Here is a 24,270-nt window from a genome sequence, read left to right as displayed (position 1 = left end):
GCCCGCCTGGGTGCCCGCACCGTCCGTCCGGGCACCACAACCGGCTGCCCGGCCCGCACCAGAGGAGCGATCCGCGTGAGCACCCCGTCCCCTTCCAGCGACACCCTGCCCGACGGGCGCCGGCCGGTCCGCCGCGCCCTCGTCTCGGTCTACGACAAGACCGGTCTCGACGAGCTCGTCACCGGTCTGGCCGAGGCCGGGGTCGCCCTGGTCTCCACGGGCGGGTCGGCCGCCCGGATCGAGGGCCTCGGCCTGCCGGTCACCCGCGTGGAGGAGCTCACCGGCTTCCCCGAGTGCCTCGACGGGCGGGTCAAGACCCTCCACCCGCGGGTGCACGCCGGGCTGCTGGCGGACACGACCAACCCCGAGCACGTGCGGCAGCTGGACGAGCTCGGCGTCGAGGGCTTCGACCTGGTCGTCGGCAACCTCTACCCGTTCGCCGACACGGTGGCCTCCGGGGCCGACGAGGACGCGTGCGTCGAGCAGATCGACATCGGCGGGCCGTCCATGGTCCGGGCCGCGGCCAAGAACCACCGCAGCGTCGCCGTCGTCACCAGCCCCACCGCATACCCGGAGGTGCTGGAGGCGGTCGCCGCCGGCGGGTTCACCCTCGCGCAGCGGCGGCGGCTCGCCGCCGCCGCCTTCGTGCACACCGCGACCTACGACGTGCACGTCGCCTCGTGGATGGGCAACGCGCTCACCGACAGCGACGACGGGACCGGCTTCCCTGCCTGGATCGGGGCGACCTGGGACCGGGCGGCGGTCCTGCGCTACGGCGAGAACCCGCACCAGCGGGCCGCGCTCTACGCCGACGGCCACGCGACCGGGCCCGGCCTGGCGCAGGCCGAGCAGCTGGGCGGCAAGGAGATGTCGTTCAACAACTACGTGGATGCCGACGCCGCCCGGCGGGCCGCGCACGACCACGGCGACCAGCCGACCGTGGCGATCATCAAGCACGCCAACCCCTGCGGGATCGCGGTCGGCACCGACGTCGCCGACGCCCACGCCAAGGCGCACGCCTGCGACCCGGTCTCCGCCTTCGGGGGGATCGTCGCGACCAACCGGCCGGTCACCGAGCAGATGGCCCGGCAGGTCGCCGAGGTCTTCACCGAGGTCGTCGTGGCGCCGGACTTCGAGCCGGCGGCCCTGGAGGTCCTGGGCACGAAGAAGAACCTGCGGCTGCTCCGGGTCGCCTCGCCGCGGTCCGGGGGGACCGAGACCCGGGCGATCTCCGGCGGCCTGCTCGTCCAGGAGGTCGACGCGGTGGACGCCCGGGTGGAGGACGGGGGCGACGACGCCGCGCGCTGGCGCCTGGTGGCCGGCGACCCGGCCGACGAGGCGACCCTCGCCGACCTGCAGTTCGCGTGGCGGGCGGTGCGGGCCACGCGGTCCAACGCCATCCTGCTGGCCGACGCCGGGGCGTCGGTCGGGGTCGGGATGGGTCAGGTCAACCGGGTGGACTCCTGCCAGCTGGCCGTGCGCCGGGCCGGGGACCGGGCCGCCGGGTCGGTCGCCTCCTCCGACGCGTTCTTCCCCTTCGCCGACGGCCTGCAGGTGCTGCTCGACGCGGGGGTCCGGGCGGTGGTCGCACCCGGTGGGTCGATCCGGGACGAGGAGGTCGTCGCCGCGGCCGAGAGCGCGGGGGTGACGATGTACTTCACCGGCACCCGGCACTTTGCCCACTGACACCGCCGCGGAGTCCCCGGCCGGGGGACGGCCCCTGGTGGTGACCCTCCTGCCGCTGCTGGCGGCGGGGGCCTGCGGTGCGGTGCTGCCGGTCCAGTCCCGGGTCAACGGGGTGCTCTCGGAGCAGGTGGGAGCGCTCCCGGCGGCCACGCTGTCCTTCGGCAGCGGGCTGGTCGTGCTCACGCTGCTGCTGGCGCTCGCCCCGTTGCGCCGCCGCGCCGCGGCCGTGTGGGTGGCGGTGCGGTCCGGGGGGCTGCGGCGCTGGCAGGTGGTCGGTGGTGTCGGTGGCGCGCTGCTCGTGGCCAGCCAGACGTATGCCGTGCCGCTGGTCGGGGTGACCGCCTTCCTCGTCGCCGTGATCGGCGGGCAGTCGGTCAGCGCGCTGCTCGTGGACCGCGCCGGTCTCGGCCCGGGGCCCGCGCAGCCGTGGCGGGCCGGACGGGTGGGGGCGGCGGCGCTCGCCGTGGTCGGGGTGGCGGTGGCCGCCACGGCCCGGCCGCAGGAGGGCGGTGCCGCGGACGGCGCGGGCCTGGGGTTCGCCGTGGCGCTCGTGCTGGTCTGCGCGGCCGGCGCGCTCACCTCGGTGCAGCAGGCGCTCAACGGCGTGGTGACCACCGTGAGCAGGGCTCCGGTCGCGACCGCCTGGGTGAACTTCCTCACCGGGACGCTGACCCTGGTGCTCATCGGGCTGGTGGCCTCGCTGGCCGGCGGGTTCCGTCCGAGCGCCGTGCACACCGGGCTGCCCTGGTGGGCGTGGACCGGGGGCGTCATGGGCATCGTCTTCATCGCCCTCGCGGCCTACGCGGTGCAGCACCTCCCGGTCCTCGTCTTCGCCCTCGTGACCATCACGACCCAGCTGCTGGTGGGCGTGCTGATCGATGCCCTCGACCCGGTGGGCCGTGCGGCCCTCGGCCCCCAGCTGCTCCTCGGTGTCGCCCTGGCGCTCACGGCCTCGGTCTGGGCCGCGCTGGCCCGACCGCCGCGACGTCGGCGCGCGTCCTCGCCCGCGGTGGTCGCGCACCGGTAGGCTCCCCGCCATGGCGACTCTCGTGATCACCGTCATCGGCGACGACCGCCCCGGCCTGGTCAACGTGCTGGCCGACGTGGTGGCCGAGCACGGCGGGAGCTGGGAGCGCAGCCAGCTGGCCGAGCTCGCCGGCAAGTTCGCCGGGATCGTCACCGTGGACGTCCCGGACAGCCGGTCCCAGGCCCTGGCCGAGGCCCTGGGGGGTCTCGGGGGCGTGCTGGAGACGACCGTGCACCTCGTGGGCGAGGACGAGGGCGTGGTCGCCACCGCCCCGTCCGGCCCCGAGGGGGACCTGCTGCACCTGGACCTGGTCGGCAACGACCGCCCCGGCATCGTCAAGGAGATCACCGGCATCCTGGCCGGGCACCAGGTGTCCGTGGAGGACCTCCAGACGAAGGTCGTGCCGGCACCCCAGGCCGGGGGTGACCTCTTCGCCGCCAAGGTGCGCCTGCGCGCCCCCGCGGAGATCGACCTGTCGGTCCTGCGGCAGGCCCTGGAGGAGCTGGCCGCCGAGCTCCTCGTGGACATCAGCTTCGACGCCGACGACCAGCCGGAGTGGGAGTGAGCCCCGCCGCCCGCACGTCCCTACACTCGACGCCATGACCGCGACGATCCTCGACGGCAAGGCCGTGCACGCGACGATCCAGGACGAGCTGCGCACCCGGGTCGAGGCCCTGGCCCGGCGGGGAGTCGTGCCCGGGCTGGCCACGGTCCTCGTGGGTGACGACCCGGCCAGCCGCTGGTACGTCGGGGCCAAGCACAAGGACTGCGCCGCCATCGGCGTCACCTCGGTGCGGCGTGAGCTGCCCGCCGGCGCCGGCCTCGCCGACGTGCTCGCCACCGTCGACGAGCTCAACGCCGACCCGGCCGTGACCGCCTTCCTCGTGCAGCAGCCCACGGGTCTGGACGAGTTCGCCATCCTCTCCCGGGTCGACCCGGCCAAGGACGTCGACGGGCTGCACCCGAGGAACCTCGGGGCCCTCGTGCTGGGCGAGCCGGCGCCGCTGCCGTGCACCCCCGTGGGGTGCGTGGAGCTGCTGCGTCGCTACGACGTGCCGATCGCCGGTGCCGAGGTCGTCGTCGTGGGCCGCGGCCTCACCGTCGGCCGGCCCCTGGGCCTCATCCTCACGCGGCGCAGCGAGAACGCGACGGTGACCCTGTGCCACACCGGCACGCGGGACCTCGCCGCCCACACGAGGTCGGCCGACATCGTCATCTCGGCCGCAGGGGTGCCGGACATGATCACCCCGGACATGGTCAAGCCCGGAGCGGCCGTCATGGACGTCGGCGTCGCCCGGCGGGACGGCAAGATCGCCGGCGACGTGCACCCGGACGTCGCCGAGGTGGCCGGCTGGCTGACCCCGAATCCCGGCGGCGTGGGGCCCATGACGCGGGCCATGCTGCTGAGCAACGTCGTGGAGGCCGCGGAACGCACCCTCGACGCGGCGTGATGGGCGGCGCGCCGGGGGAGGAGCAGCGGCGGGAGTCCGGCGCCGCCACGCAGCCGCTGGGCGCCTGGTGGGTCGGGGTCCTCGGTCTCGTGGTCTCCGGCGTGCTGCTGACCTCGTCCAACCTGCGCGCGTACGGCTACGCGCTCGGGGCCACCCTCGGCGTGCTCGCCCTGCTCCGCGCGCTCCTCCCACCCGGTCGGGCCGGCGGTCTGGCGGTCCGCAGCCGGCTCACCGACGTCGTGACGCTGCTCCTGCTGGGCACGGCGACGGTGGCCGTCGCCGCGACCCTGCGCCTGGGCTGAGCCACGACGGCCCGGCCGGCGGGACGCGGGGGACGAGCACGCCCCCCCTCGACGGGCGAGGAGGGGCGGTGGTGGTCCGTGGGGGAGGGCTAGACGAGGCCGAGCTGGGTGACCGCGGCCTTCTCCTCGGACAGCTCGGCCACCGTGGCGTCGATGCGGCCCCGGGAGAAGTCGTCGATGTCCAGACCCTGCACGATCTCGTAGGACCCGTCGCGGGTGGTCACCGGGAAGGAGCTGATGAGCCCCTCCTCGACGCCGTACGAGCCGTCGGAGCGCACGGCCATCGACACCCAGTCGCCCTCCGGCGAGCCGCGCAGCCAGTCCCGGGCGTGGTCGATGGTGGCCGACGCCGCGGAGGCCGCCGAGGAGGAACCCCGGGCCTCGATGATGGCCGCGCCACGCTTGGCGACCGTGGGGATGAAGGTGTCCTCGATCCACTGCTGGTCGCCCACGGCCTCGGCGGCGTTGCGGCCACCGACCTGGGCGTGGAAGAGGTCGGGGTACTGGGTGGCGCTGTGGTTGCCCCAGATCGTCATGTGCGAGACGTCGGTGACGGGGGCGCCGACCTTGGCCGCGAGCTGGGCGATCGCCCGGTTGTGGTCCAGCCGGGTGAGGGCCGAGAAGCGCTCGGTCGGGATGTCGGGGGCGTTGCTCATGGCGATGAGGGCGTTGGTGTTGGCCGGGTTGCCCGTCACCGTGATCCGGACGTCGTCGGCGGCGTGGCTGTTGAGGGCCTTGCCCTGGGCGGTGAAGATGGCGCCGTTGGCCTCGAGCAGGTCGCCGCGCTCCATCCCCTTGGTGCGCGGGCGCGCGCCCACGAGCAGTGCCACGTTGACGCCGTCGAAGACGACGTCGGCGTCGTCACCGGTCTGGACGCCCGTGAGCAGCGGGAAGGCGCAGTCGTCGAGCTCCATGACGACGCCCTCGAGGGCGCCCAGCGCCGGGGTGATCTCCAGCAGCCGCAGCTCGACGGGGGTGTCCGGGCCCAGCAGCTCGCCGGAGGCGATGCGGAAGAGCAGGCTGTAGCCGATCTGACCGGCAGCTCCGGTGACGGCGACCTTGACGGGAGTGTTCACGAGCGGGGACCTTCCTTCGGGTGCAGATGGACTGGCGCCGTGCACGCACGGTGTCGGGCAGCGCCGCGCCGTCGGACGGCTGATGCGAGCGACGCTAGCACCCTGCGCGCGGGCCACCGCGTCCGAGTGGCCGGGCGCAGCGCTCGTGGGCTACGGTGCGCGGGCACGACGGCCGTCGCGTGCGGGGCGCCGGCCCCGCCCGGCCGCAGGAACGGAGTGGACCATGGGACTCATCGACCGGATCAGGGGGGCGTTGCGCGGCCGGCGCCCCGGCGCGTCCGGCGCCGTGGCGGGCCGTGAGGCCGGGCCCGAGCGCCAGCACCCGGCGGCCGCCCCCGGCGACGCGGCACCGGCGGCCGCTCCCGACGACGCCGCCTCCGCGGGCGAGCCGGACGCGGCGGCGGGCTCGGCCGGACGTCACCCCACGGCCACGGTGCAGCCCGGGGACACCCTGGCCGACCTCGCGGCCCGCCACGGTGTCGACGAGGACGGCATCGTCCGCCTCAACGGCATCCCGGACCCGGAGCTGATCTTCGCGGGCCAGGTCTTCCGCCTGCCCCGCGACGGGGACTGACCGAGCGGACGCCGACCGTCGGGGTCACCCCCCCGGTCAGCGGGTGGTCGGTGCGCGTACGCCACACCCCGTCCCCGTCGTGGGCGTAGAGACGGACGACGTCGGCGGTGAAGGTGCAGCTGAACGCCGCGAGGTCGCTGAACGCCCGGTCCATCGCGGGGCCGGGGAGGTCGTGCGCCAGGGTGACGTGCGGGTGGTAGGGGAAGTCGATCCGGCGCTGCACCGGCCCCGACCGCACCGCCTGCTCGAGTCGCTCGCAGCCTGCGACCCCCTTGGCCACCTGGACGAAGACGACGTCCGAGACGGGGCGGAAGGTCCCGGTGCCGCGCAGCAGCACCTCGAAGGGGGCGTGCGAGGCGGCCACCCGGCCCAGGTGGGCGTCGAGGTCGTCGGCCACGCCCGCCGCGACCTCGGTCGGCGGCAGCAGCGTGATGTGGGTGGGGATGTGCGCCGCCCGCTCCTCGCCGTAGCCGATCCGCAGGCGCTGCAGGTGGGCTCCCCACGGCTCCGGGACGGGGACGGCCACGCCGACCACGGCCGGGTCGACCACGGGGTCGGACGAGGGGCCGGTGGTCATCGGCCCACCCTACTCGGCACCGTCCGCCCCCCTCGTGAGGCGTTCAGGCCACCGAGCGGGCGGCCTTGTGCACGACCCGCGAGTAGTGCCCGACCAGCTGGTCCACCAGGGCCGGCCACGAACGCTCCTCCACCCGCCGGCGCCCTGCCGCGCCCAGCCGCCGCCGCAGCTCCTGCTCCTCGGCCCCGGCACCGACCAGCGGCAGGACGGCCTCTCTCAGCGCACCCCGCACGTCGGGGTCGAACAGCGCACCGGTCACCCCGGGCTCGATGAGGTCGACGGGGCCGCCCCGCGCCGGCGCGACGACCGGCAGCCCGGCGGCGGAGGCCTCCTGCAGCGTCTGGCCGAAGGTCTCGCGGGTCCCGGTGTGCACGAAGACGTCGAAGGCGGCGTAGGCGCGCGCGAGCTCGGCTCCCTCACGACGGCCCAGGAAGACCGCCTCGGGCAGCTGGGCCTGCAGGATCTCCCGGCTGGGTCCCTCGCCCACGAGGACGAGCCGGGTGCCCGGCAGCGAGGCGAGCTCGGTCAGCCGGTGCAGCTCCTTCTCCGGGGCGAGCCGGCCGACGTAGCCCAGGACGGTCTCCCCGCGCGGTGCGAGTGTGGCGTGCAGCGCGTCCGCGGCGGGGTCGTGGCGGCGGTCGGGGTGGAACAGGTCGCTGTCGACTCCTCGTCCCCAGAGCGCGACCCGGGGGACGTGGTGGGCGGCCAGGTCGGCCAGCGCGGAGGTGGAGGGGGCCAGGGTGAGGTCGGCCTGCTCGTGGATGCGCCGGATCCAGCGCCAGGTGGCCCGGGCGGTCAGGTCGCCCGCGGGGCCGGCGTGCTGGCGGATGTAGGAGGGCATGTCGGTCTGGTAGATCGCCACCGACGGGATGCCCAGCGCGCGGGCGGCGACGAGGCCGCGGACCCCGAGCACGAACGGCGAGGCGACGTGGACCACGTCGGGCCGGAAGCGGTGCAGGACGGTCTCGAGCTCGTAGGAGGGCAGGCCGACCCGGAACTTGCGCACGGGCAGGCTGGTGACGGTGTGGACCGGGAACCCGGCGTAGTGCTCCGGGGTCATGACCGGGCTCCACGGGCTGGTGCCGGGGGCGATGACCAGCGCCTCGTGCCCCTGCTCGCGCAGGCACTCCAGCACCTTGCAGACGCTCGTGGTGACGCCGTTGAGGGCGGGGAGGAAGGACTCGGTGACGATGGCGACGCGCACGTGGTCCATCCTCGGCGCGTCGGGTATGTCGTCGGCGGACCCTGGGGGTGTGTCGGGTGGCCGACGGGTGACGAGATGGTGCCCGATGCCGTCGCGCAGGGCGCGACGGGGGGAGCGCGCGGTGCCCGGGCGCGTCGTCACGTCAGGTCCTCCCGCCCCATCTGCTGCAGGGTGGCCACCAGCGCGCGGACGTCCTGGCAGCGCTCGCGGGTGGTGACGAGCACGGCGTCGGGGGTGTCGACGACCACGACCCCCTGCACGCCCAGGGTCACCACGGTCCGGCCTCCGCGGGCGGCGACCAGCCCGGTGGAGTCCTGCGCGAGGACCTCGTCGGGGCTGCCCAGCACCCGCACGCCGGGGTGACGGGGATGCTCCTGGAGCAGCGTGGCGAGGGAGGCGAAGTCACCGACGTCGTCCCAGCCCAGGTCCGCCGGGACCACCTCCACGACGCCCGCGCGGGCGGCCGGCTCGGCCACGGCCCGGTCGATGGCCACGGCCGGCAGCGAGCTCCATACCTCCTCCAGCCGTCCCGGGTCCCGGGCGAGCAGCCGCAGGAGGTGCACCATCTCCGGGTGCTCGACGGCCAGCAGGTCCAGGAGGACGCCGGCCCGCACGACGAAGATGCCGGCGTTCCACAGGTGCCGACCGTCCTCGAGGTAGCGCTCGGCGACGCCGCGGTCCGGCTTCTCCACGAAGGAGACGACCTGGTGGACGTCCGGGGCGGCGGGGGAGGACCGTCGCTCACCCACCTCGATGTAACCGAACCCGGTGGCGGGGTAGCGCGGCTGGACGCCCAGCGTGACCAGGGACCCGGACCGGGCGGCGACCACCGCCTGGCGCACGCACTCGCCGAAGGCATCCTCGTCCTCGATGACGTGGTCCGCGGCGAACGAGCCGAGCACCGCGTCCGGGTCGCTGCGCTCGAGCACCGCCGCGGCCCACCCGATCGCCGGCATCGAGTCCCGCGGCGAGGGCTCGAGCAGCAGACGGTCCTCGGGCAGCCCACCCAGCTGCCGGCGCACGGCCGACGCGTGGGCCTGGCCGGTGACGACGAGCACCCGCCCGCCGACGAGCCGACCGACCCGGTCGACCGTCTCCTGCAGCATCGAGCGGCCCGACCCGGTGAGGTCCTGGAGGAACTTCGGGGCGTCGCTGCGCGACAGGGGCCACAGTCGGGTCCCCGATCCCCCGGCCGGGACGACGGCCGTGAGGTCGGCGAGGGCGTCGTCCGCGGTGCCGGCGGCGCGGCGAGAGGTGCTCACCCCTGCCAGTCTAGGGTTGCTCCCATGCCAGCGTCCCTGCCGTCCGCCGGTGCCCCGCGCCGGGTTCTCGGCGCGGCCCAGCGCCTCGGCTACCGCGGGGTGGTGCGGCCGGTGGCGTGGCGGCTGGAGGCCGAGCAGGCCCACCACCTCACCGTCCGCGGCGTGGACGTGCTGGGCCGGAGCCCGCTCACCCGGGGGCTGCTCGCCGCGGGTGGCGCCGCGGTCCCCCGAGGTCCGGGCGTGGAGGTGCTGGGGCTGCGGTTCGCCCACCGGGTCGGTCTGGCCGCCGGGATGGACAAGGACGGTCGCGCCGTGGCGGGCTGGGGGGCCCTCGGCTTCGGGCACGTCGAGCTGGGCACCGTCACCGCCCTGCCGCAACCGGGCAACCCCCGGCCGCGCCTGGTGCGGCTGCCGGTCAGCCGTGCGGTCATCAACCGCATGGGGTTCAACAACGAGGGCGTCGAGGCGCTCGCCGGCCGGCTCCGCGCCGCGCGGCGGGCCGGGTCCGTGCGGCTGCCCGTCGGGGTGAGCATCGGCAAGAGCAAGGTCACGCCGGTGGAGGCGGCGGTGGAGGACTACCTCGTCTCGGTACGGGCGCTCACCGGGCTCGCCGACTACCTGGCGGTCAACGTGTCCTCGCCCAACACCCCGGGCCTGCGCTCGCTGCAGGACGCGGGCCCGCTGGCGGAGCTGCTGACCGCGGTGGTGCGGGCCGCCGACGTGCCGGTGCTCGTCAAGGTCGCGCCCGACCTCACCGCGCCCGCGCTGGAGCAGGCGGTCGCCGTGGCGGTGGACGCCGGGGTGGGCGGGGTCATCGCGACCAACACGACCCTGTCCCGGGAGGGGGTCGCGTCGGTGGACGCGGCCCGGGCTGCGGCCGAGACCGGAGGGCTGTCCGGGGCACCGCTGACGCTGCGGGCGAGGGAGGTCGTCGGCCGGGTGCGGGGGTTGACCGACCTGCCAATCATCGGCGTGGGCGGGGTGTTGACCGGCGCGGACGCCGCCGCGCTGGTCGACGCGGGTGCCGACCTCGTCCAGCTCTACACCGGCCTCGTGTATGCCGGGCCCGGCCTCGTCGCCGACGCCGTGACCGCGACGACCCCGGACGGCGCCCGGTGGGCGTGAGGAGAACCGTTCACGGCGCTCGGTGGGGGTGAGGGGAACCGTTCACGGCGCTCGGTGGGGGTGAGGGGGCGGCCCGGGCGCCGCGCGTATGCTCGTCGGTGACCCCCAGCCCCGTCCGGAGAGAGCCGTTGACCACCGACGCCCGCACCCAGCGCGAGACCGCAGCCCCCGACCCCGGTCCGGGGGAGCGCGGCGGTCCCCGCCCCCTCGCCGAGGTGATGCGACGGATCGAGGCCGTGGTCGAGGGGCGGGCCGAGGAGCTGCTGGCCTGGCGGCGACAGGTGCACGAGCACCCGGAGGTGTGCTGGACCGAGCACCGGACCACCGAGCTCGTCGCGGGCGTGCTGTCCCAGGCCGGGGCGCAGGTGCGCACCCTGCCGGGCACCGGTGCCCTCGTCGACATCGGGCACCCCGAGCCGCGCACCCGCATCGCCCTGCGCGCGGACCTCGACGCCCTGCCCATCGACGAGGTGACCGGCCTGCCCTTCGCCTCCACCACCGCGGGCGTCTGCCACGCCTGCGGTCACGACGTGCACACGGTCGGGCTGGTCGGGGCGGGGCTGGCCCTGCACGAGCTGTCCGAGGAGCTGGTGGCGCGGCAGGCGGCCGTCCGGCTCGTCTTCCAGCCGGCCGAGGAGACGCACCCCGGGGGCGCGCTCAAGGTCATGGAGCAGGGAGGGCTCGAGGGCGTCGACCGGATGCTGGCGGTCCACTGCGACCCCTCCGTCGACGTCGGGCGCATCGGCCTGCGCGTGGGGCCGATCACCGCGGCGTCCGACGAGGTCCGCGTCGTCATCACCGGCCGCGGCGGGCACACCTCCCGGCCCCACCTGACCCAGGACATCACCTACGCGCTGGCCAAGGTCGTCACGGAGGTGCCCGCCGCGCTGACCCGTCGGCTGGACCCCCGGGCGGCCGCGGTCCTCGTCTGGGGTGTCGTGCGTGCGGGGGCCGCGGCCAACGTCATCCCGGCGCGGGGCGAGGCCCTCGGCACGCTGCGCATGCTCGACGCCGAGCTCTGGGACGTCGTCGAGCCGATCTTCACCGAGACCGTCCAGGCGGTGGTGGCGCCCTACGGCGTGACCGCGACCGTCGAGTACACCAAGGGCGTGCCCCCCGTGGACAACGAGAACGCCTCGGTCGTCGCACTCTCCAAGGCCGGCATGATGCTCCTGGGGGCCGGGTCGGTGCAGGCCACCAAGCAGTCCATGGGGGGCGAGGACCTCGGGTGGTACCTCCAGCAGGTGCCCGGGGCGATGGCCCGGCTCGGGACCCGGGCACCGGGCGGCCCGACCTACGAGCTGCACCAGGGGGACCTCGTCGTCGACGAGCGGTCGGTGCTCGTGGGTGCCAAGCTGCTCGCCGGTGCGGTCTTCACGGCGCTGGGGGAGATGCACCCCTGACCGTCCCGCCCGGTCGCGGGCACCCGGCACGGGACGCGTGTGACGCCTGTGACGACCCAGGTCACGAGTTCGTCACGTCTTGCCACGCGCCCGTGAGGCGTGGCACCTACCGGCGAGTCACCAGGGTTACCATCGTCGCGTCATACCCACAGGACAAAGGAGTATCCCGTGCGTCGGGTCCTGAAGCTCGCCACCGCCGGTGCGGCGGCCACCCTCGTCCTTGCCGCGTGCGGCGAGGCCCCCTCCGAAGACGACACCACTGCCGGTGGCGGCGAGAACGCCGAGAGCAGTGAGGACGGCGAGGCCGCCGGCGGCGACGCCGGTGACTTCAAGGCCTGCATGGTCTCCGACTCCGGCGGGTTCGACGACCAGTCGTTCAACCAGTCCGGCAAGGAGGGCCTCGACGCCGCGGCCGACGAGCTGGGCATCGAGCCGGTCGAGGTCGAGTCCCAGGCGGACACCGACTACGCCACCAACGTCTCCAACCTCGTCTCCCAGGGCTGCAACATCACCATCGGTGTCGGCTTCCTGCTCGAGGACGCCATCCAGGCGGCCGCCGAGGAGAACCCCGACACCAACTTCGCGCTCATCGACTCCGCCTTCAGCGACGCCGACTTCAACCCGGTGGAGCTGGACAACGCCAAGCCGATCCTCTTCAACACCGCGGAGGCCAGCTACCTGGCCGGCTACCTCGCCGCCGGCATGAGCGAGTCCGGCACCGTCGCGACCTTCGGCGGCCTGCAGATCCCCTCGGTCTCGGTCTTCATGGACGGCTTCGCCGACGGCGTCGACAAGTTCAACGAGGACAACGGCACCGACGTCAACCTGCTCGGGTGGGACAAGGAGGCCCAGGAGGGCGCCTTCTCCGGTGACTTCGAGAACCAGAGCCAGGGCCAGACCCTCACCGAGCAGTTCATCTCCCAGGGTGCCGACATCGTCATGCCGGTCGCCGGTCCGGTCGGCCTCGGTGCCGCCGCGGCCGCCTCTGAGGCCGACGGCGTGCACATCATCTGGGTGGACTCCGACGGCTACCTCACCGCCTCCGAGTACTCCGACCTCATGCTCACCTCGGTCATGAAGGAGATCGGCGCGGCCGTCGAGACCACCGTCACCGAGGCGGTGGACGGCGGCTTCACCAACGAGCCCTACGTCGGCACGCTGGAGAACGACGGGGTCGGCCTGGCCGAGTACCACGACATGGCCGGCGACGTCGAGGGCATGATGGTCACCGGTCCCGACGGCGAGGAGATGTCGCTCGCCGAGGCGGTCACCATGCTCGAGGAGATGGTCGTCTCCGGCGACCTCACCGTCGAGTCGCCCAACAGCCCGCAGCAGTGACGCGAGGGTCTGCCGGACCGGTCCCACCGACCCGCAGACCCCGCTCCGGTAGCGGCCCGGCCCACCTCGGGCCGGGCCGCTACGCTGTCCTCCGCATCCCCCCGGGCGGCCCCTGATCGCCGCGCCCGGACCGCACCACCCCGTGAGGTATGTATGAAGCAGGTTCTGCGATGAAGCTCGAGCTGCAGGGCATCACCAAGGTCTTCGGCTCGCTGGTCGCCAACGACCACATCGACCTCGTCGTCGAGCCCGGGGAGATCCACGCCCTGCTCGGCGAGAACGGTGCCGGCAAGTCGACGCTGATGAACGTCCTCTACGGCCTCTACGACCCCGACGACGGACAGATCCTGCTCGACGGGGCCCCGGCGACGTTCAAGGGCCCCGGCGACGCGGTGTCCGCCGGCATCGGCATGGTGCACCAGCACTTCATGCTGGTGCCCGTCTTCACCGTCGCCGAGTCGGTGGCCCTGGGCTACGAGCCGACCGGCGCCGGTGGTGTGCTCAGGCTGGAGGAGGCGCGCCGGCGGGTGCGGGAGATCTCCGACCGGTTCGGCTTCCAGGTCGACCCGGACGCCCGGATCGAGGACCTGCCCGTCGGTGTGCAGCAGCGGGTCGAGATCATCAAGGCCCTGTCCCGGGACGCGCAGGTGCTCATCCTGGACGAGCCCACCGCCGTGCTCACCCCGCAGGAGACCGACGAGCTCATCCGCATCATGCGCGAGCTCAAGGAGTCCGGGACCTCGATCGTGTTCATCACCCACAAGCTGCGCGAGGTCCGGGCGATCGCCGACCGGATCACCGTCATCCGGCGCGGCCGGGTCGTGGGGGAGGCCAGCCCGACCTCGACCGAGACCGAGCTCGCCTCGCTCATGGTCGGCCGCTCGGTCAGCCTCACCGTCGAGAAGGAGCCGGCGCAGCCGGGAGAGGCGACCTTCGAGGTCGAGGGCCTGTCCGTCGTGGCCCCCACCGGCACCGTCCTCGTCGACGACATCTCCTTCGACGTCCGGGCGGGCGAGATCCTGTGCGTGGCGGGGGTGCAGGGCAACGGCCAGACCGAGCTCGCGGAGGTCATCCTCGGCATCGAGGAGGCCGACTCCGGGTCGGTCCGCCTCGACGGCAAGGACATCCTCGGCACCGGGGTCAAGGAGCGCCTGCGCTCGGGCATCGGCTTCGTTCCCGAGGACCGGTCGACCGACGGCGTGGTCTCCAGCTTCTCGATCGCCGAGAACCTCGTGCTCGACCTCTACGACACCCCGCCCTTCGCGCGCGGGGTCTCCATGAGCCCGGCCAAGGTCACCGCGAACGCCGAGCAGCGCACCGAGGAGTTCGACGTCCGCTACACCTCGGTCCACGACCCGATCTCGACCCTCAGCGGCGGCAACGCGCAGAAGGTGGTGCTGGCTCGCGAGATGTCCCGCCCGCTGCGCCTGCTCGTCGCGTCCCAGCCCACCCGGGGTCTGGACGTCGGCTCCATCGAGTTCGTGCACGGGCGGGTCGTCGCCGAGCGCGACCGCGGCACGCCCGTCATCATCGTCTCCACCGAGCTGGACGAGGTGCTCGGTCTGGCCGACCGGATCGCGGTGATGTACCGCGGGCGGATCGTCGGCATCGTGGACGCCGTCGGGGAGGACGGCACCCCGGTCAGCCGTGACGTCCTGGGCCTCATGATGGCCGGCGTCCCGCTCGAGGACGCCCAGCAGCAGGCGGCGCAGCACCGGTCCGTGCTCGGTGCCGCCGATCTCGGTGAGGAGCAGGCATGAACGACCAGAACCGGCCCGACGCCGGCGAGGAGCAGTCCGTCGCGGCCCCGCCTCCCGCCGACGCGGGCAGCGAGAACGGCGGACCCACCGTGCGGGAGCAGGAGCGCCCCGGTGTCCTCCAGCAGATGCTCGGCGGCAGCGCCCTCATGTCGGTGCTCGCCGTCGTGCTGGCCCTCTTCATCGGCGGCCTGCTCATCGCCTTCGCCGACGAGGACACGAGGGAGGCGGCGACCTACTTCTTCGCACGGCCTCTCGACACCATCACGGCCGGGCTGAGCGCCATGACCGAGGCATACGTCGCGATGTTCCGCGGCTCGGTCTTCGACTGGCAGGCGGCGACCTTCGCCGGCATGGTCAACCCGCTCACCGAGTCGATGGTCTTCGCCGTCCCGCTCATCCTGGCCGGCCTGGGCATCGCCGTCGGCTTCCGCGCCGGCCTGTTCAACATCGGCGCCCAGGGGCAGATCATCGTCGGCGCCATCGGGGCCGCCTGGCTGGGCTTCGCCTTCGACCTGCCCCCGGTGATCCACCTGCTCGTCGCCATCCTCGGCGGCGCGATCGGCGGCGCCGTCTGGGGTGGTATCCCCGGCGTCCTCAAGGCGAGGTTCGGGGCCAACGAGGTGATCGTCACGATCATGCTCAACTACATCGCCGTCTACCTCATCAGCTACATCCTCAAGCAGCCCGGCTTCAACCCGGGGCGCACGGGCCAGCGCAGCCCGGCCGTCAGCCCCGACGCGACCTACCCGCTGCTCGTGCCGCAGTGGCTGTGGCCGGACAACGGCTTCCGCCTGCACTGGGGCTTCGTGGTCGCGATCCTGGCCACGATCTTCGTCTGGTGGCTCATGGAGCGGTCCACCGTGGGCTTCCAGATCCGTGCGGTCGGCGCCAACCCTGCGGCGGCCAGGACGGCCGGCATGTCGGTCGGTCGGATCACCGTCATCACCATGGTCGTCGCCGGCGCGCTCGCCGGGCTGGCCGCGACCGGACAGGTCCTCGGCACCGAGCGCTCGCTCACGGCGGGGGTGGCCGCCTCCTTCGGCTTCGACGCCATCACCGTCGCCCTGCTCGGTCGGTCCCGGCCGTGGGGCACCTTCTTCGCCGGGCTGCTCTTCGGGGCGCTCAAGGCCGGCGGCTTCCTCATGCAGTCCCTGACCTCGACCCCGATCGACATCGTCCTGGTGGTGCAGTCGCTCATCGTGCTGTTCATCGCCGCGCCCCCGTTGGTCCGGTCCGTCTTCCGGCTGCCCGACCCCGACCGCCGGCGACGGCGCAAGGCCGACACCCGCACGACCCAGGAGGCGACGGCATGAGCACCGCCACCCAGCCGCAGCAGGCCACCCCCTCCGAGGGCGCCGGACCCCAGCGGGCCCGGCCCAAGGTGAGCCTCAAGGCGACGGTCGTCTACGCCCTCGCCGCCCTGGTGACCCTCGTCGCCTGGGTGCTCGACACCCCGGCGGACGCGCGCACCACCTTCCAGTTCGGCACGAGCGGCGACCTCGTGAGCATCCCGAACATCCCGGTCCCGGCGCTGGGCTTCCTCGTGGTGCTGCTCGTGGTCATGCTTGCGGCCACCGGCTTCTCCTTCTGGCGCTGGCGCGAGCGCCGGCCGCTGCCCGCCTGGACGCACGTCGTCGTGGGGGTCGCCTTCGTCCTGGCCTTCCTCACCTTCGTCGGGGCCGGGCGCAGCACCGTCATCCCCATGGTCTCGCTGCTCGCGGGGGCGCTCGCGCTCTCGGTGCCGCTCGTCTTCGGCGCCATGTCGGGGGTCATCTGCGAGCGCTCGGGCATCATCAACATCGCCATCGAGGGCCAGCTGCTGTTCGGGGCGTTCATGGGGGCGGTCGTCGCCTCCGCGGCGGGATCGGCCTACCTCGGGCTCGTCGCGGCACCGCTCGCCGGTGCCCTCGTCGGCGCCGGCCTGGCGTGGTTCTCGGTGTCCTTCCGGGTCAACCAGATCATCGTCGGCGTCGTGCTCAACACCCTCATCATCGGGTTGACCGGCTTCCTGTTCTCGACCGTGCTGTCGGACAACAAGGCCCTGTGGAACAGCCGGATGCCCCTGCCCCGCATCCGGATCCCGCTGCTGGCCGACATCCCCGTCATCGGGCCGGTGCTGTTCAACCAGACGATCCTGGTCTACCTCATGTACGCCCTGATCTTCGGCCTGCAGTTCATGCTCTTCCGCAGCCGCTGGGGCCTGCGCACGAGGGCCGTGGGCGAGCACCCCAAGGCGGCGGACACGGTGGGGATCAAGGTCAACGTCCGTCGGGTCTGGAACACCATCCTCGGCGGGGCCATCGCCGGGCTGGGCGGGGCCTTCTTCACCGTCGGCTCGGGACTCGCCTTCGGGCGGGAGATGTCGGCCGGGCAGGGCTACATCGCGCTGGCCGCCATGATCCTCGGGAAGTGGAACCCCTGGGGGGCGGTCATGGCCGCCCTGCTCTTCGGCTTCTCCAAGAACCTCGGCAACGTGCTGTCCAGCATCGGCAGCGGCGTGCCCTCCGAGCTGCTCCTCATGCTGCCCTACGTCATCACCATCCTGGCCGTCGCCGGCTTCGTCGGGCGGGTCCGTCCGCCGGCTGCCGAGGGCGTGCCCTACACCAAGAGCTGAGCGCGCGGCCCGAGCCAGCCGGGCCGGGCCGGCGCCGACCCCCGAGGAGTCCCCCCATGGCCGAGATCGACTGGCAGCCGCTGCACGACGCCGCGGTGGCGATGACGCGGCGCGCCTACGCGCCCTACTCCGGCTACCCCGTGGGGGTCGCCGGGCTGGTCGACGACGGGCGGGTGGTGGCCGGGTGCAACGTCGAGAACGCCGGCTACGGCGTCACGCTGTGCGCCGAGTGCGGGATGGTCTCCGACCTCGTCGCCGGCGGCGGCGGACGGTTGGTGGCGGTGTGGTGCGTCGACGGCCGGGGCGAGACGATCATGCCCTGCGGGCGCTGCCGCCAGCTGGTGTGGGAGCACGGCGGCGCGGACTGCCTGCTGCAGACCCCCCAGGGCGTGCTGCGCATGGACGAGGTGCTGCCGCAGGCGTTCGGCCCGGAGGACCTGGAGCGCCGCTGAGCCGGCGCCCCGCGAGCCACAGGCGTCACATCCTGCGGGGATGTGTCCCGCGGCCCGGGTTATCTCCCCGGTCGCTGCTCGTTTCCCCGCGCGGTGGTGCCGGTGGGACGGCTGGGACCGGAGAGCCACGCGGCCAGGCCGGTGCCGCGCACCAGCACGGTCGACGTGACGACGGCCACCGCGGGGACGACCCCGAGCTCCAGCTGCAGGCCGAACAGCATGGTCGTGATGACCATGACCATGAGGGGCAGGGGCACCAGGGCGGCCGTCACCGAGGCGGCGAGCGCCGGGACGGCCACGACGAGCGGTATGCCGGGGACCACCTGGTGGACGAGGACCCCGGCGACGGCGCCGACGAAGACCAGCGGGAAGATCGGGCCGCCGAAGAAGCCCCAGGTCATCGAGACCACGAAGGTCAGGACCTTCCCCAGCAGCACCAGCACGAGCAGCCCGGCCGTCACGGCGACGCCACCCTCCAGGACCCCGCTCAGCTGGGCGCGACCGGAGAAGAGGGTGAGGGGGACGGCATACCCCACCGCGGCGACGACCGCGGCGCCGACGAGGGCGCGGACCACCACGTGGGGGACGCGGGCGCTCCACCGCCGCGAGAGCGTCATCGCCAGGACGCACACCGCGCCCAGCGCCGCCCCGGCGACCCCCAGCACGGCGGCCAGGCCGATCCACCACACGCGCAGGTCGGAGTCGCCCAGGTCGTAGACGGAGAGGAAGGGCGTGCCGAGCAGGGGGTAGAGCACCGCGAGCGCCGTGGTGGCCGAGACGATGCCGGGCAGCATCCGGTGCGGTGCCTCGTGCCAGCGGTCGTGGTGGACCTCCCAGGCCATGATCGGTCCGGCGAAGGGGAAGGTGCCCAGGGCGCCGAACACCCCGGAGATGCCCGCGAAGGTGAGGTCCTGCGTGGCCTCCTCACGTCGCTCGTAGCGCCGGCCCACGGCGGTGCCGATCCCGCCGCCGAGCGTGCCGAGCGGAGCCTCCGGCCCCACCGAGCCGCCACCGACGAGGCTGATGAGGCCCAGCAGGCCGTAGCGTGCCCCCCGCCGCAGCGGGACCTCGCCCTCGATCATCTCGGCGATGAAGTCGGGGTCGGGACCGGTCAGCCCCGTGCGGTGCCGCACCCACCCGACCAGCGCTCCGGCGGCCAGGACGACGAGCACCCCCACCAGCGAGCCGGTGAACAGGCCGAGCGGCGTGCCCCCCTCGCCCCAGAGGAGTCGGGTCACCACGTGCTCGACGGCGAGGTAGACCACGCAGGCCGCGCCGGCGAGCAGCCCCACGACGGCGGCACCCCCCATGACCCGCCAGAAGTGCGGGCGCACCCCGTAGCGGGCGGTGGTCATGAGCCTGCGGGAGGGGCGGGGGCGAGCAGACAGGCCCGGGGCAGGCCGGCCTCGAGGGCGAGCCGCCCGGACTCCGGGCTGCGCGCGAGGTAGAGCACCTGGCCGCCGATCTCGGCGACCCGCTCGTGCAGGGTGCTCATCGTGCCCGCGTCGACGACCACGCGGCCCTGCTCCGGCGGCAGGAACGTGTCCTCGCCGAAGGTGCCCGAGCGGTCCTGGCGTGCCACCGTCGAGACGTCCATCGGGCGCTGGCCCAGGGCCTCGGCCAGCACGCGCAGCGTGCCGGCCGCCTGCCCGCGCGGCTCGCCCCCGTCGACGGGGACCGAGAAGCGCACCTGGGGGCCGTCGTCGTGGATCTCCTGGACGACCCAGCGGGCGCTGCGCTCGCGGGTCATCACGGCGTAGGTCAGGGCGGGGCGGTCGTCCAGCCGCGCCTCGGTGGCCACGACGAGCGCCTGCGGGTCGAGCCCCACGGCCATCGTCGACGCGGCCGACATCGTCGCCTCGATGCGCAGGGTCGACACCGTGGCCAGGACGCGGTCGTTGCGCACGGCGACGATGGTGGGGAACATCGGTTGCGGGTCCTGCGTCACACTGCGGGAACGGCGCAGCAGGTCCGTGACCGGTGGCGCGACGAGGGCCATGATGTCTGCGATGAGCACGCGGGCCAGGATGTCACACCGACCCACGGTCGGACAGCGAGAGCGGAGACAGGTATGAAGAAGCCCACCCGGGTGCCGATCTTCGGCATCGTGCTCGTGGTCGTCCTCGTCAACGTCTTCTCGAGCTGGGACGTGCCGGTCGTGCCCATCATCATCGGGCTGGTGATCTTCAGCATGGTCACCGGCCAGGGGCGACGCCCGGGGTCCGTCGGCGGGGGGCGTGCCTCCGACGACCGGCCCGGCGCCACCCCGCAGGACCCCGTGGGAGGCACCTCCGACCTGCCGCGCATCGACGTCCCCCGCTACCCCGACGAGGCCCCGCCCCCGCCCCTGCCCGGGCCGGGTGCCGGCGCGGTGGACGACCACGGCGCCGGCGCATACCCGACCAGCACCTCGACCGACCCGGTCGTGTCCCTGGGACAGCTGCACCTGGGACGGCTCGGCCGGGAGCTGGACACCGCCGCGTGCGCCGGCGCCGGGCCGGACGTGGCGCGCCTGCTCGGCGAGATCGACCAGCTGGTCGAGCGCTCCCTCATGATGCTCTCCGGCGCCCACGGAGGACCGGGCAGCGGGCGCAGGGAGTTCGAGTCCGGGCTGCGGCGCCTGGCGCGCGAGGTGGACGCCGCCCGCGGCGAGGAGCCCGCCGGGAGCCGGGTGGCACGGGTGGTGCAGAGCTCGGGCTCGCTCGCCCGGACCGGCCGCTACGCCTAGCCGCGGCATACGTCACACTGGGCGGATGAGCGAGTCTTTCGATGCGGTCGACATCATCCGGACGAAGCGGGACCGGGGGGAGCTGAGCGGCGAGGAGATCGCCTGGGTCATCGACGCCTACACCCGTGACGCGGTCGCGGACGAGCAGATGTCGGCCCTGGCGATGGCCATCCTGCTCAACGGCATGGACCGCCGGGAGATCAGCGACTGGACGAAGGCCATGATCGCCTCGGGGGAGCGGATGGACTTCTCCTCCCTGTCCCGGCCGACCGCCGACAAGCACTCGACCGGCGGGGTCGGCGACAAGATCACCCTGCCGCTGGCGCCGCTGGTCGCCGCCTGCGGGGTCGCGGTGCCACAGCTCTCCGGCCGCGGGCTCGGCCACACCGGCGGCACCCTGGACAAGCTGGAGGCGATCCCGGGCTGGCGCGCCTCGCTGTCCAACGAGGAGATGCTCGACCAGCTCGAGGACGTCGGCGCGGTCATCTGCGCGGCGGGCTCGGGGCTCGCCCCGGCGGACAAGCGGTTGTACGCCCTGCGCGACGTCACCGGGACGGTGGAGGCGATCCCGCTCATCGCCTCCTCCATCATGAGCAAGAAGATCGCCGAGGGCACCGGGACCCTGGTGCTCGACGTCAAGGTGGGGTCGGGGGCGTTCATGAAGACCGAGGCCGACGCCCGTGAGCTCGCCGAGACCATGGTGGCGCTGGGCCAGGACGCCGGTGTGCACACGGTGGCCCTGCTGACCGACATGTCGACCCCCCTGGGGCTGACCGCCGGCAACGGCGTCGAGGTCGCCGAGTCGGTCGAGGTGCTCGCCGGTGGCGGACCGCAGGACGTGGTCGACCTCACCGTCGCCCTGGCCCGCGAGATGCTGCAGGGAGCCGGCGTCAGCGACGTCGACCCCGCGGACGCGCTCGCCGACGGTCGCGCGATGGACGTGTGGCGGCGGATGATCGCTGCTCAGGGTGGCGACCCCGACGCCCCCATGCCGGAGTCGACGGAGAGCCACGAGGTCGTGGCCGACGCCGACGGGGTGCTCACCCGGCTCGACGCCCTGGCCGTCGGGGTCGCGGCCTGGCGCCTGGGGGCCGGCCGGGCCCGCAAGGAGGACCCGGTGCAGGCCGCGGCCGGTGTGGTGATGCACGCCAAGCCCGGCGACGAGGTCCGCCGAGGTCAGCCGCTCCTGACCCTGCACACCGACGACGCGAACCGCATCGAGCGGGCCGCCGCGGCCCTCGACGGCGCCTGGGCGATCGGGTCGGCCGACGAGGTGGAGACGGCCGAGAGCATCGTCATCGACCGCGTGAGCTGACCCTTACCCGCCACCTCCCGCACAGGACGCGCGCCCAGCCCGCACCGGACGCGCGCCCAGCACGCACCGGGCGCGCGCCGGAACGCCGTCAGTAGCCCTGCCCGTCGGCCCCCGCGACGTCCGACCCGGGCTCGGGGACGACGAGGGTGCCGGCCTCCTCGCGCTCCCGGGCGCCGGCCAGCAGCGCCTGCGTCGAGGACGTGCCGATGCGGGTGACGCCCTCGGCCACCATCGCCAGGAGGGTGTCGATGTCACGCACCCCGCCGGAGGCCTTGACCTGCATGGTGTCCGGCACGGTCGCCCGCATGAGGCGCACGTCCGGCAGGGTCGCCCCGCCGCCGGCGAAGCCGGTCGAGGTCTTGACGAAGTCGGCACCGGCCTCCTGGCTGGCGCGGCAGGCGGCCTGCTTCTGCTCGTCGTCGAGCAGCGCGGTCTCCATGATGACCTTGACCAGGACGTCGGTGGCGTGGCCGACCTCGACGACCGCGGCGATGTCCTGCTTGACGGCGTCGAGGTCACCCCCGCGCAGCCGGCCGATGTTGAGGACCATGTCGAGCTCGGTCGCGCCGTCGGCCAGCGCCTGGCGCGCCTCGGCCACCTTGCCCGCGGTCGAGGTGGTGCCGTGCGGGAAGCCGATGACGGTGCAGACGCGGGTCCGGTGCCCGTCCACGGCGGCGAGCGCGAGCCGGACGTCGGAGGGCCGCACGCACACCGACCAGATCTCGTCGGCGGCGAGCTCGCGGCAGGCCTGCTCCACCTCCTGCGGGGTGAGCTCGGGCTTGAGGAGGGCGTGGTCGATGAGGTCGGCGACGTCCTGGGTGGTCAGCGTGGTGCCGGGGGTGATCGTGTGCGACATACCCACCAGAATAGGATCATCCTCATGCCGACGATGTTGCGGCCGGTCCGGGTGCCCGGGACCGGGGAGAAGCTGATCCAGGAGCTGGCCGGTGCCGCGAGCACCAGCCAGGACACCGTGTCCGTGGCGCGGATGACCGCGCCGGCGGGGTGGGACGAGCCGGGACAGCGCCCGGAGTTCGACGAGGTCACCTATCTCCTCGCGGGGCACCTCGTCGTCGAGCACGAGGGGGGCCGGCTCGAGCTGGGCCCGGGGGAGTGCGTCCTGACCCGCGCGGGCGAGTGGGTGCGCTACTCGGTGGGTCCCGGCGGTGCGGAGTACCTCGCCGTCTGCGCCCCGGCGTTCACCCTGGAGCGGGCGAACCGTGACGGCTGAGGCGCTCGGCACCGAGCAGATCCGCCGGCTGCCCAAGGTGCTCCTGCACGACCACCTCGACGGCGGCGTGCGCCCGGCGACGGTGCTCGAGCTGGCGCGCGAGCAGGGGTATGCCGCGCTGCCGGCCGACGACGTCGCGTCACTGTCGGGGTGGTTCGCGGCCTCGGCGGACAGCGGCTCGCTCGTGCGCTACCTCGAGACCTTCAGCCACACCGTCGGGGTGATGCAGACGGCCGAGGCGCTGCGGCGGACGGCCCGGGAGTGCGTGCTCGACCTCGCCGCGGACGGCGTCGTCTACGCCGAGGTGAGGTATGCCCCGGAGCAGCACCTCGAGGGCGGCCTGGGGCTGGACGAGGTGGTCGAGGCGGTGAACGCCGGGTTCCGCGAGGGCGAGGAGGTCGTGGCGGGCCCGGACGCCGACGCCCCGGCCGGGCCCATCCGGGTCCGCGCGATGCTCACCGCGATGCGGCACGCGGCGCGGAGCCGGGAGATCGCCGAGCTCGCGGTGCGCCACCGGGCCGAGCAGGTCTGCGGCTTCGACATCGCCGGGGCGGAGGACGGCTTCCCGCCCACCCGGCACCTGGGCGCCTTCGAGTTCCTGCGCCAGGCCAACGCCCACTTCACCATCCACGCCGGTGAGGCCTTCGGCCTGCCCAGCATCTGGGAGGCGATCCAGCGGTGCGGGGCCGAGCGTCTCGGTCACGGCATCCGGATCGTGGACGACATCCGTCTGGACGGCTCGCCGGTCACCGACGACCTCACCGGCGCGATCGACCGGGCGCGGGAGGAGCCGGGTGCCTTCTCGCTGGGGGACCTGGCCGCCTACGTGCGCGACCGCCGGATCCCGCTGGAGATGTGCCCCAGCAGCAACGTGCAGACCGGCGCGGCCCCCTCGATCGCGGAGCACGCGATCCGGCTGCTGGACGCCCTGCGCTTCCGGGTGACCCTCAACACCGACAACCGGCTGATGAGCGCGACCTCCATGACCCGGGAGGCCCAGCTCCTCGTGGACCAGGCCGGGTGGGGCGTGCCCGAGCTGCGCCGGGTGACGGTCAACGCGATGAAGTCGGCCTTCCTGCCCTTCGACGAGCGGCTCGCGCTCATCGAGGACGTGCTCAAGCCCGCCTACGACGGCTGACCACCGG

24 protein-coding genes are annotated in these 24,270 nt (G+C 74.0%); 17 read left to right on the top strand and 7 right to left on the bottom strand.

The features are described from left to right. Positions 1 to 75 precede the first annotated feature (75 nt). From purH to Q0967_RS12040, 5 genes are read left to right on the top strand one after another with little or no spacing between them, the layout of a single operon-like run. Positions 76 to 1,686, top strand: coding sequence for a bifunctional phosphoribosylaminoimidazolecarboxamide formyltransferase/IMP cyclohydrolase (gene purH, locus Q0967_RS12060; RefSeq protein WP_298750546.1), 1,611 nt, complete (start codon positions 76 to 78; stop codon positions 1,684 to 1,686). Next, a complete protein-coding gene (locus Q0967_RS12055; protein WP_298750542.1) occupies positions 1,676 to 2,713 on the top strand; it encodes a DMT family transporter in 1,038 nt (345 codons plus the stop codon). Before purH ends, Q0967_RS12055 begins: the two co-directional genes overlap by 11 nt. A gap of 10 nt (positions 2,714 to 2,723) precedes the next feature. Beyond that, complete coding sequence (locus Q0967_RS12050) at positions 2,724 to 3,278, top strand: glycine cleavage system protein R (RefSeq protein WP_298750540.1); 555 nt, start codon at positions 2,724 to 2,726, stop codon at positions 3,276 to 3,278. Positions 3,279 to 3,312: 34 nt separating this feature from the next. Continuing rightward, entirely contained in the window at positions 3,313 to 4,164 is an 852-nt protein-coding gene (locus tag Q0967_RS12045) for a bifunctional methylenetetrahydrofolate dehydrogenase/methenyltetrahydrofolate cyclohydrolase (RefSeq protein ID WP_298750538.1), read from the top strand. Further along, complete coding sequence (locus Q0967_RS12040; RefSeq protein ID WP_298750536.1) at positions 4,164 to 4,466, top strand: DUF3017 domain-containing protein; 303 nt, start codon at positions 4,164 to 4,166, stop codon at positions 4,464 to 4,466. The genes Q0967_RS12045 and Q0967_RS12040 overlap by 1 nt, the downstream gene beginning before the upstream one ends. Positions 4,467 to 4,555: 89 nt before the next feature. Here Q0967_RS12040 and Q0967_RS12035 read toward each other — a convergent pair whose 3' ends face one another. Continuing rightward, positions 4,556 to 5,542, bottom strand: coding sequence for a malate dehydrogenase (locus Q0967_RS12035; protein ID WP_298750533.1), 987 nt, complete (start codon positions 5,540 to 5,542; stop codon positions 4,556 to 4,558). Positions 5,543 to 5,765: 223 nt separating this feature from the next. Here Q0967_RS12035 and Q0967_RS12030 point away from each other — a divergent pair, with 223 nt between their 5' ends. Further along, positions 5,766 to 6,116, top strand: a complete 351-nt coding sequence (locus tag Q0967_RS12030) for a LysM domain-containing protein (RefSeq protein WP_298750531.1) — start codon at positions 5,766 to 5,768, stop codon at positions 6,114 to 6,116. On the opposite strand, the gene Q0967_RS12025 is transcribed toward Q0967_RS12030, so the two are convergent. The 3 genes from Q0967_RS12025 to Q0967_RS12015 all read right to left on the bottom strand — a co-directional run bounded on the left by Q0967_RS12025 (position 6,046) and on the right by Q0967_RS12015 (position 9,159). Beyond that, positions 6,046 to 6,693, bottom strand: a complete 648-nt coding sequence (locus Q0967_RS12025; RefSeq protein WP_298750530.1) for a 2'-5' RNA ligase family protein — start codon at positions 6,691 to 6,693, stop codon at positions 6,046 to 6,048. The two genes, Q0967_RS12030 and Q0967_RS12025, sit on opposite strands and share 71 nt — an antisense overlap. A gap of 43 nt (positions 6,694 to 6,736) precedes the next feature. Then, positions 6,737 to 7,897 carry a glycosyltransferase family 1 protein gene (locus Q0967_RS12020; protein WP_298750866.1) on the bottom strand — a complete coding sequence of 387 codons (1,161 nt, stop codon included), beginning with the start codon at positions 7,895 to 7,897 and terminating at the stop codon, positions 6,737 to 6,739. Positions 7,898 to 8,034: 137 nt separating this feature from the next. Continuing rightward, positions 8,035 to 9,159, bottom strand: coding sequence for a mannose-1-phosphate guanylyltransferase (locus Q0967_RS12015; protein WP_298750527.1), 1,125 nt, complete (start codon positions 9,157 to 9,159; stop codon positions 8,035 to 8,037). 24 nt (positions 9,160 to 9,183) lie between these two features. Between Q0967_RS12015 and Q0967_RS12010 the strand changes: the two genes are divergently transcribed. The 7 genes from Q0967_RS12010 (at position 9,184) to Q0967_RS11980 (ending at position 17,851) form a co-directional block, all read left to right on the top strand. Then, entirely contained in the window at positions 9,184 to 10,284 is a 1,101-nt protein-coding gene (locus Q0967_RS12010; RefSeq protein ID WP_298750526.1) for a quinone-dependent dihydroorotate dehydrogenase, read from the top strand. A gap of 128 nt (positions 10,285 to 10,412) precedes the next feature. Continuing rightward, entirely contained in the window at positions 10,413 to 11,687 is a 1,275-nt protein-coding gene (locus tag Q0967_RS12005) for an amidohydrolase (RefSeq protein WP_298750864.1), read from the top strand. Between the two features lie 168 nt (positions 11,688 to 11,855). Beyond that, positions 11,856 to 13,025 carry a BMP family protein gene (locus Q0967_RS12000; RefSeq protein ID WP_298750524.1) on the top strand — a complete coding sequence of 390 codons (1,170 nt, stop codon included), beginning with the start codon at positions 11,856 to 11,858 and terminating at the stop codon, positions 13,023 to 13,025. Between the two features lie 170 nt (positions 13,026 to 13,195). Further along, positions 13,196 to 14,785, top strand: a complete 1,590-nt coding sequence (locus Q0967_RS11995; protein ID WP_298750523.1) for an ABC transporter ATP-binding protein — start codon at positions 13,196 to 13,198, stop codon at positions 14,783 to 14,785. Continuing rightward, on the top strand, positions 14,782 to 16,098 hold the full coding sequence (locus Q0967_RS11990; protein ID WP_298750522.1) for an ABC transporter permease: 1,317 nt from the start codon (positions 14,782 to 14,784) through the stop codon (positions 16,096 to 16,098). The genes Q0967_RS11995 and Q0967_RS11990 overlap by 4 nt, the downstream gene beginning before the upstream one ends. After that, positions 16,095 to 17,399: an ABC transporter permease gene (locus Q0967_RS11985; protein WP_298750520.1), complete on the top strand. Its 1,305-nt coding sequence runs from the start codon at positions 16,095 to 16,097 to the stop codon at positions 17,397 to 17,399. Before Q0967_RS11990 ends, Q0967_RS11985 begins: the two co-directional genes overlap by 4 nt. A 56-nt stretch (positions 17,400 to 17,455) precedes the next feature. Further along, positions 17,456 to 17,851 carry a cytidine deaminase gene (locus tag Q0967_RS11980; protein ID WP_298750518.1) on the top strand — a complete coding sequence of 132 codons (396 nt, stop codon included), beginning with the start codon at positions 17,456 to 17,458 and terminating at the stop codon, positions 17,849 to 17,851. Between the two features lie 59 nt (positions 17,852 to 17,910). On the opposite strand, the gene Q0967_RS11975 is transcribed toward Q0967_RS11980, so the two are convergent. Together Q0967_RS11975 and Q0967_RS11970 are read right to left on the bottom strand one after the other, a co-directional pair. Beyond that, on the bottom strand, positions 17,911 to 19,206 hold the full coding sequence (locus tag Q0967_RS11975) for a chloride channel protein (RefSeq protein ID WP_298750516.1): 1,296 nt from the start codon (positions 19,204 to 19,206) through the stop codon (positions 17,911 to 17,913). Continuing rightward, positions 19,203 to 19,868, bottom strand: a complete 666-nt coding sequence (locus Q0967_RS11970) for a hypothetical protein (RefSeq protein WP_298750514.1) — start codon at positions 19,866 to 19,868, stop codon at positions 19,203 to 19,205. The genes Q0967_RS11975 and Q0967_RS11970 overlap by 4 nt, the downstream gene beginning before the upstream one ends. 54 nt (positions 19,869 to 19,922) lie before the next feature. Between Q0967_RS11970 and Q0967_RS11965 the strand changes: the two genes are divergently transcribed. Both Q0967_RS11965 and Q0967_RS11960 read left to right on the top strand, forming a co-directional pair. Next, a complete protein-coding gene (locus Q0967_RS11965) occupies positions 19,923 to 20,579 on the top strand; it encodes a hypothetical protein (protein ID WP_298750512.1) in 657 nt (218 codons plus the stop codon). Positions 20,580 to 20,604: 25 nt separating this feature from the next. Next, a complete protein-coding gene (locus Q0967_RS11960; protein ID WP_298750509.1) occupies positions 20,605 to 21,894 on the top strand; it encodes a thymidine phosphorylase in 1,290 nt (429 codons plus the stop codon). 88 nt (positions 21,895 to 21,982) lie between these two features. Here Q0967_RS11960 and deoC read toward each other — a convergent pair whose 3' ends face one another. Next, positions 21,983 to 22,750 (bottom strand): deoxyribose-phosphate aldolase, encoded by a 768-nt coding sequence (gene deoC, locus Q0967_RS11955; RefSeq protein ID WP_298750507.1) that lies wholly within the window; start codon positions 22,748 to 22,750, stop codon positions 21,983 to 21,985. 24 nt (positions 22,751 to 22,774) lie between these two features. On the opposite strand from deoC, the gene Q0967_RS11950 reads away from it, so the two are divergent. Together Q0967_RS11950 and Q0967_RS11945 are read left to right on the top strand one after the other, a co-directional pair. Then, a complete protein-coding gene (locus Q0967_RS11950; RefSeq protein ID WP_298750505.1) occupies positions 22,775 to 23,125 on the top strand; it encodes an AraC family ligand binding domain-containing protein in 351 nt (116 codons plus the stop codon). Beyond that, entirely contained in the window at positions 23,115 to 24,263 is a 1,149-nt protein-coding gene (locus Q0967_RS11945) for an adenosine deaminase (protein WP_298750504.1), read from the top strand. The genes Q0967_RS11950 and Q0967_RS11945 overlap by 11 nt, the downstream gene beginning before the upstream one ends. Positions 24,264 to 24,270 lie beyond the last annotated feature (7 nt).

Origin of the sequence: uncultured Serinicoccus sp., from assembly GCF_947500995.1 — a bacterium.
In the GTDB taxonomy this organism is placed as follows: domain Bacteria; phylum Actinomycetota; class Actinomycetes; order Actinomycetales; family Dermatophilaceae; genus Ornithinicoccus.
This window is presented reverse-complemented; position numbering and strand designations above follow the sequence as displayed.

Coding starts and splice junctions, on each gene's coding strand:
- Q0967_RS11980 (WP_298750518.1), top strand. CDS start 17,456: ATGGCCGAGATCGACTGGCAGCCGCTGCACGACGCCGCGGTGGCGATG.
- Q0967_RS11995 (WP_298750523.1), top strand. CDS start 13,196: ATGAAGCTCGAGCTGCAGGGCATCACCAAGGTCTTCGGCTCGCTGGTC.
- Q0967_RS12040 (WP_298750536.1), top strand. CDS start 4,164: ATGGGCGGCGCGCCGGGGGAGGAGCAGCGGCGGGAGTCCGGCGCCGCC.
- Q0967_RS12030 (WP_298750531.1), top strand. CDS start 5,766: ATGGGACTCATCGACCGGATCAGGGGGGCGTTGCGCGGCCGGCGCCCC.
- Q0967_RS11985 (WP_298750520.1), top strand. CDS start 16,095: ATGAGCACCGCCACCCAGCCGCAGCAGGCCACCCCCTCCGAGGGCGCC.
- Q0967_RS12010 (WP_298750526.1), top strand. CDS start 9,184: ATGCCAGCGTCCCTGCCGTCCGCCGGTGCCCCGCGCCGGGTTCTCGGC.
- Q0967_RS11965 (WP_298750512.1), top strand. CDS start 19,923: ATGAAGAAGCCCACCCGGGTGCCGATCTTCGGCATCGTGCTCGTGGTC.
- Q0967_RS12045 (WP_298750538.1), top strand. CDS start 3,313: ATGACCGCGACGATCCTCGACGGCAAGGCCGTGCACGCGACGATCCAG.
- Q0967_RS11990 (WP_298750522.1), top strand. CDS start 14,782: ATGAACGACCAGAACCGGCCCGACGCCGGCGAGGAGCAGTCCGTCGCG.
- Q0967_RS11950 (WP_298750505.1), top strand. CDS start 22,775: ATGCCGACGATGTTGCGGCCGGTCCGGGTGCCCGGGACCGGGGAGAAG.
- Q0967_RS11960 (WP_298750509.1), top strand. CDS start 20,605: ATGAGCGAGTCTTTCGATGCGGTCGACATCATCCGGACGAAGCGGGAC.
- Q0967_RS12050 (WP_298750540.1), top strand. CDS start 2,724: ATGGCGACTCTCGTGATCACCGTCATCGGCGACGACCGCCCCGGCCTG.
- Q0967_RS11975 (WP_298750516.1), bottom strand. CDS start 19,206: ATGACCACCGCCCGCTACGGGGTGCGCCCGCACTTCTGGCGGGTCATG.
- Q0967_RS12025 (WP_298750530.1), bottom strand. CDS start 6,693: ATGACCACCGGCCCCTCGTCCGACCCCGTGGTCGACCCGGCCGTGGTC.
- deoC (WP_298750507.1), bottom strand. CDS start 22,750: ATGTCGCACACGATCACCCCCGGCACCACGCTGACCACCCAGGACGTC.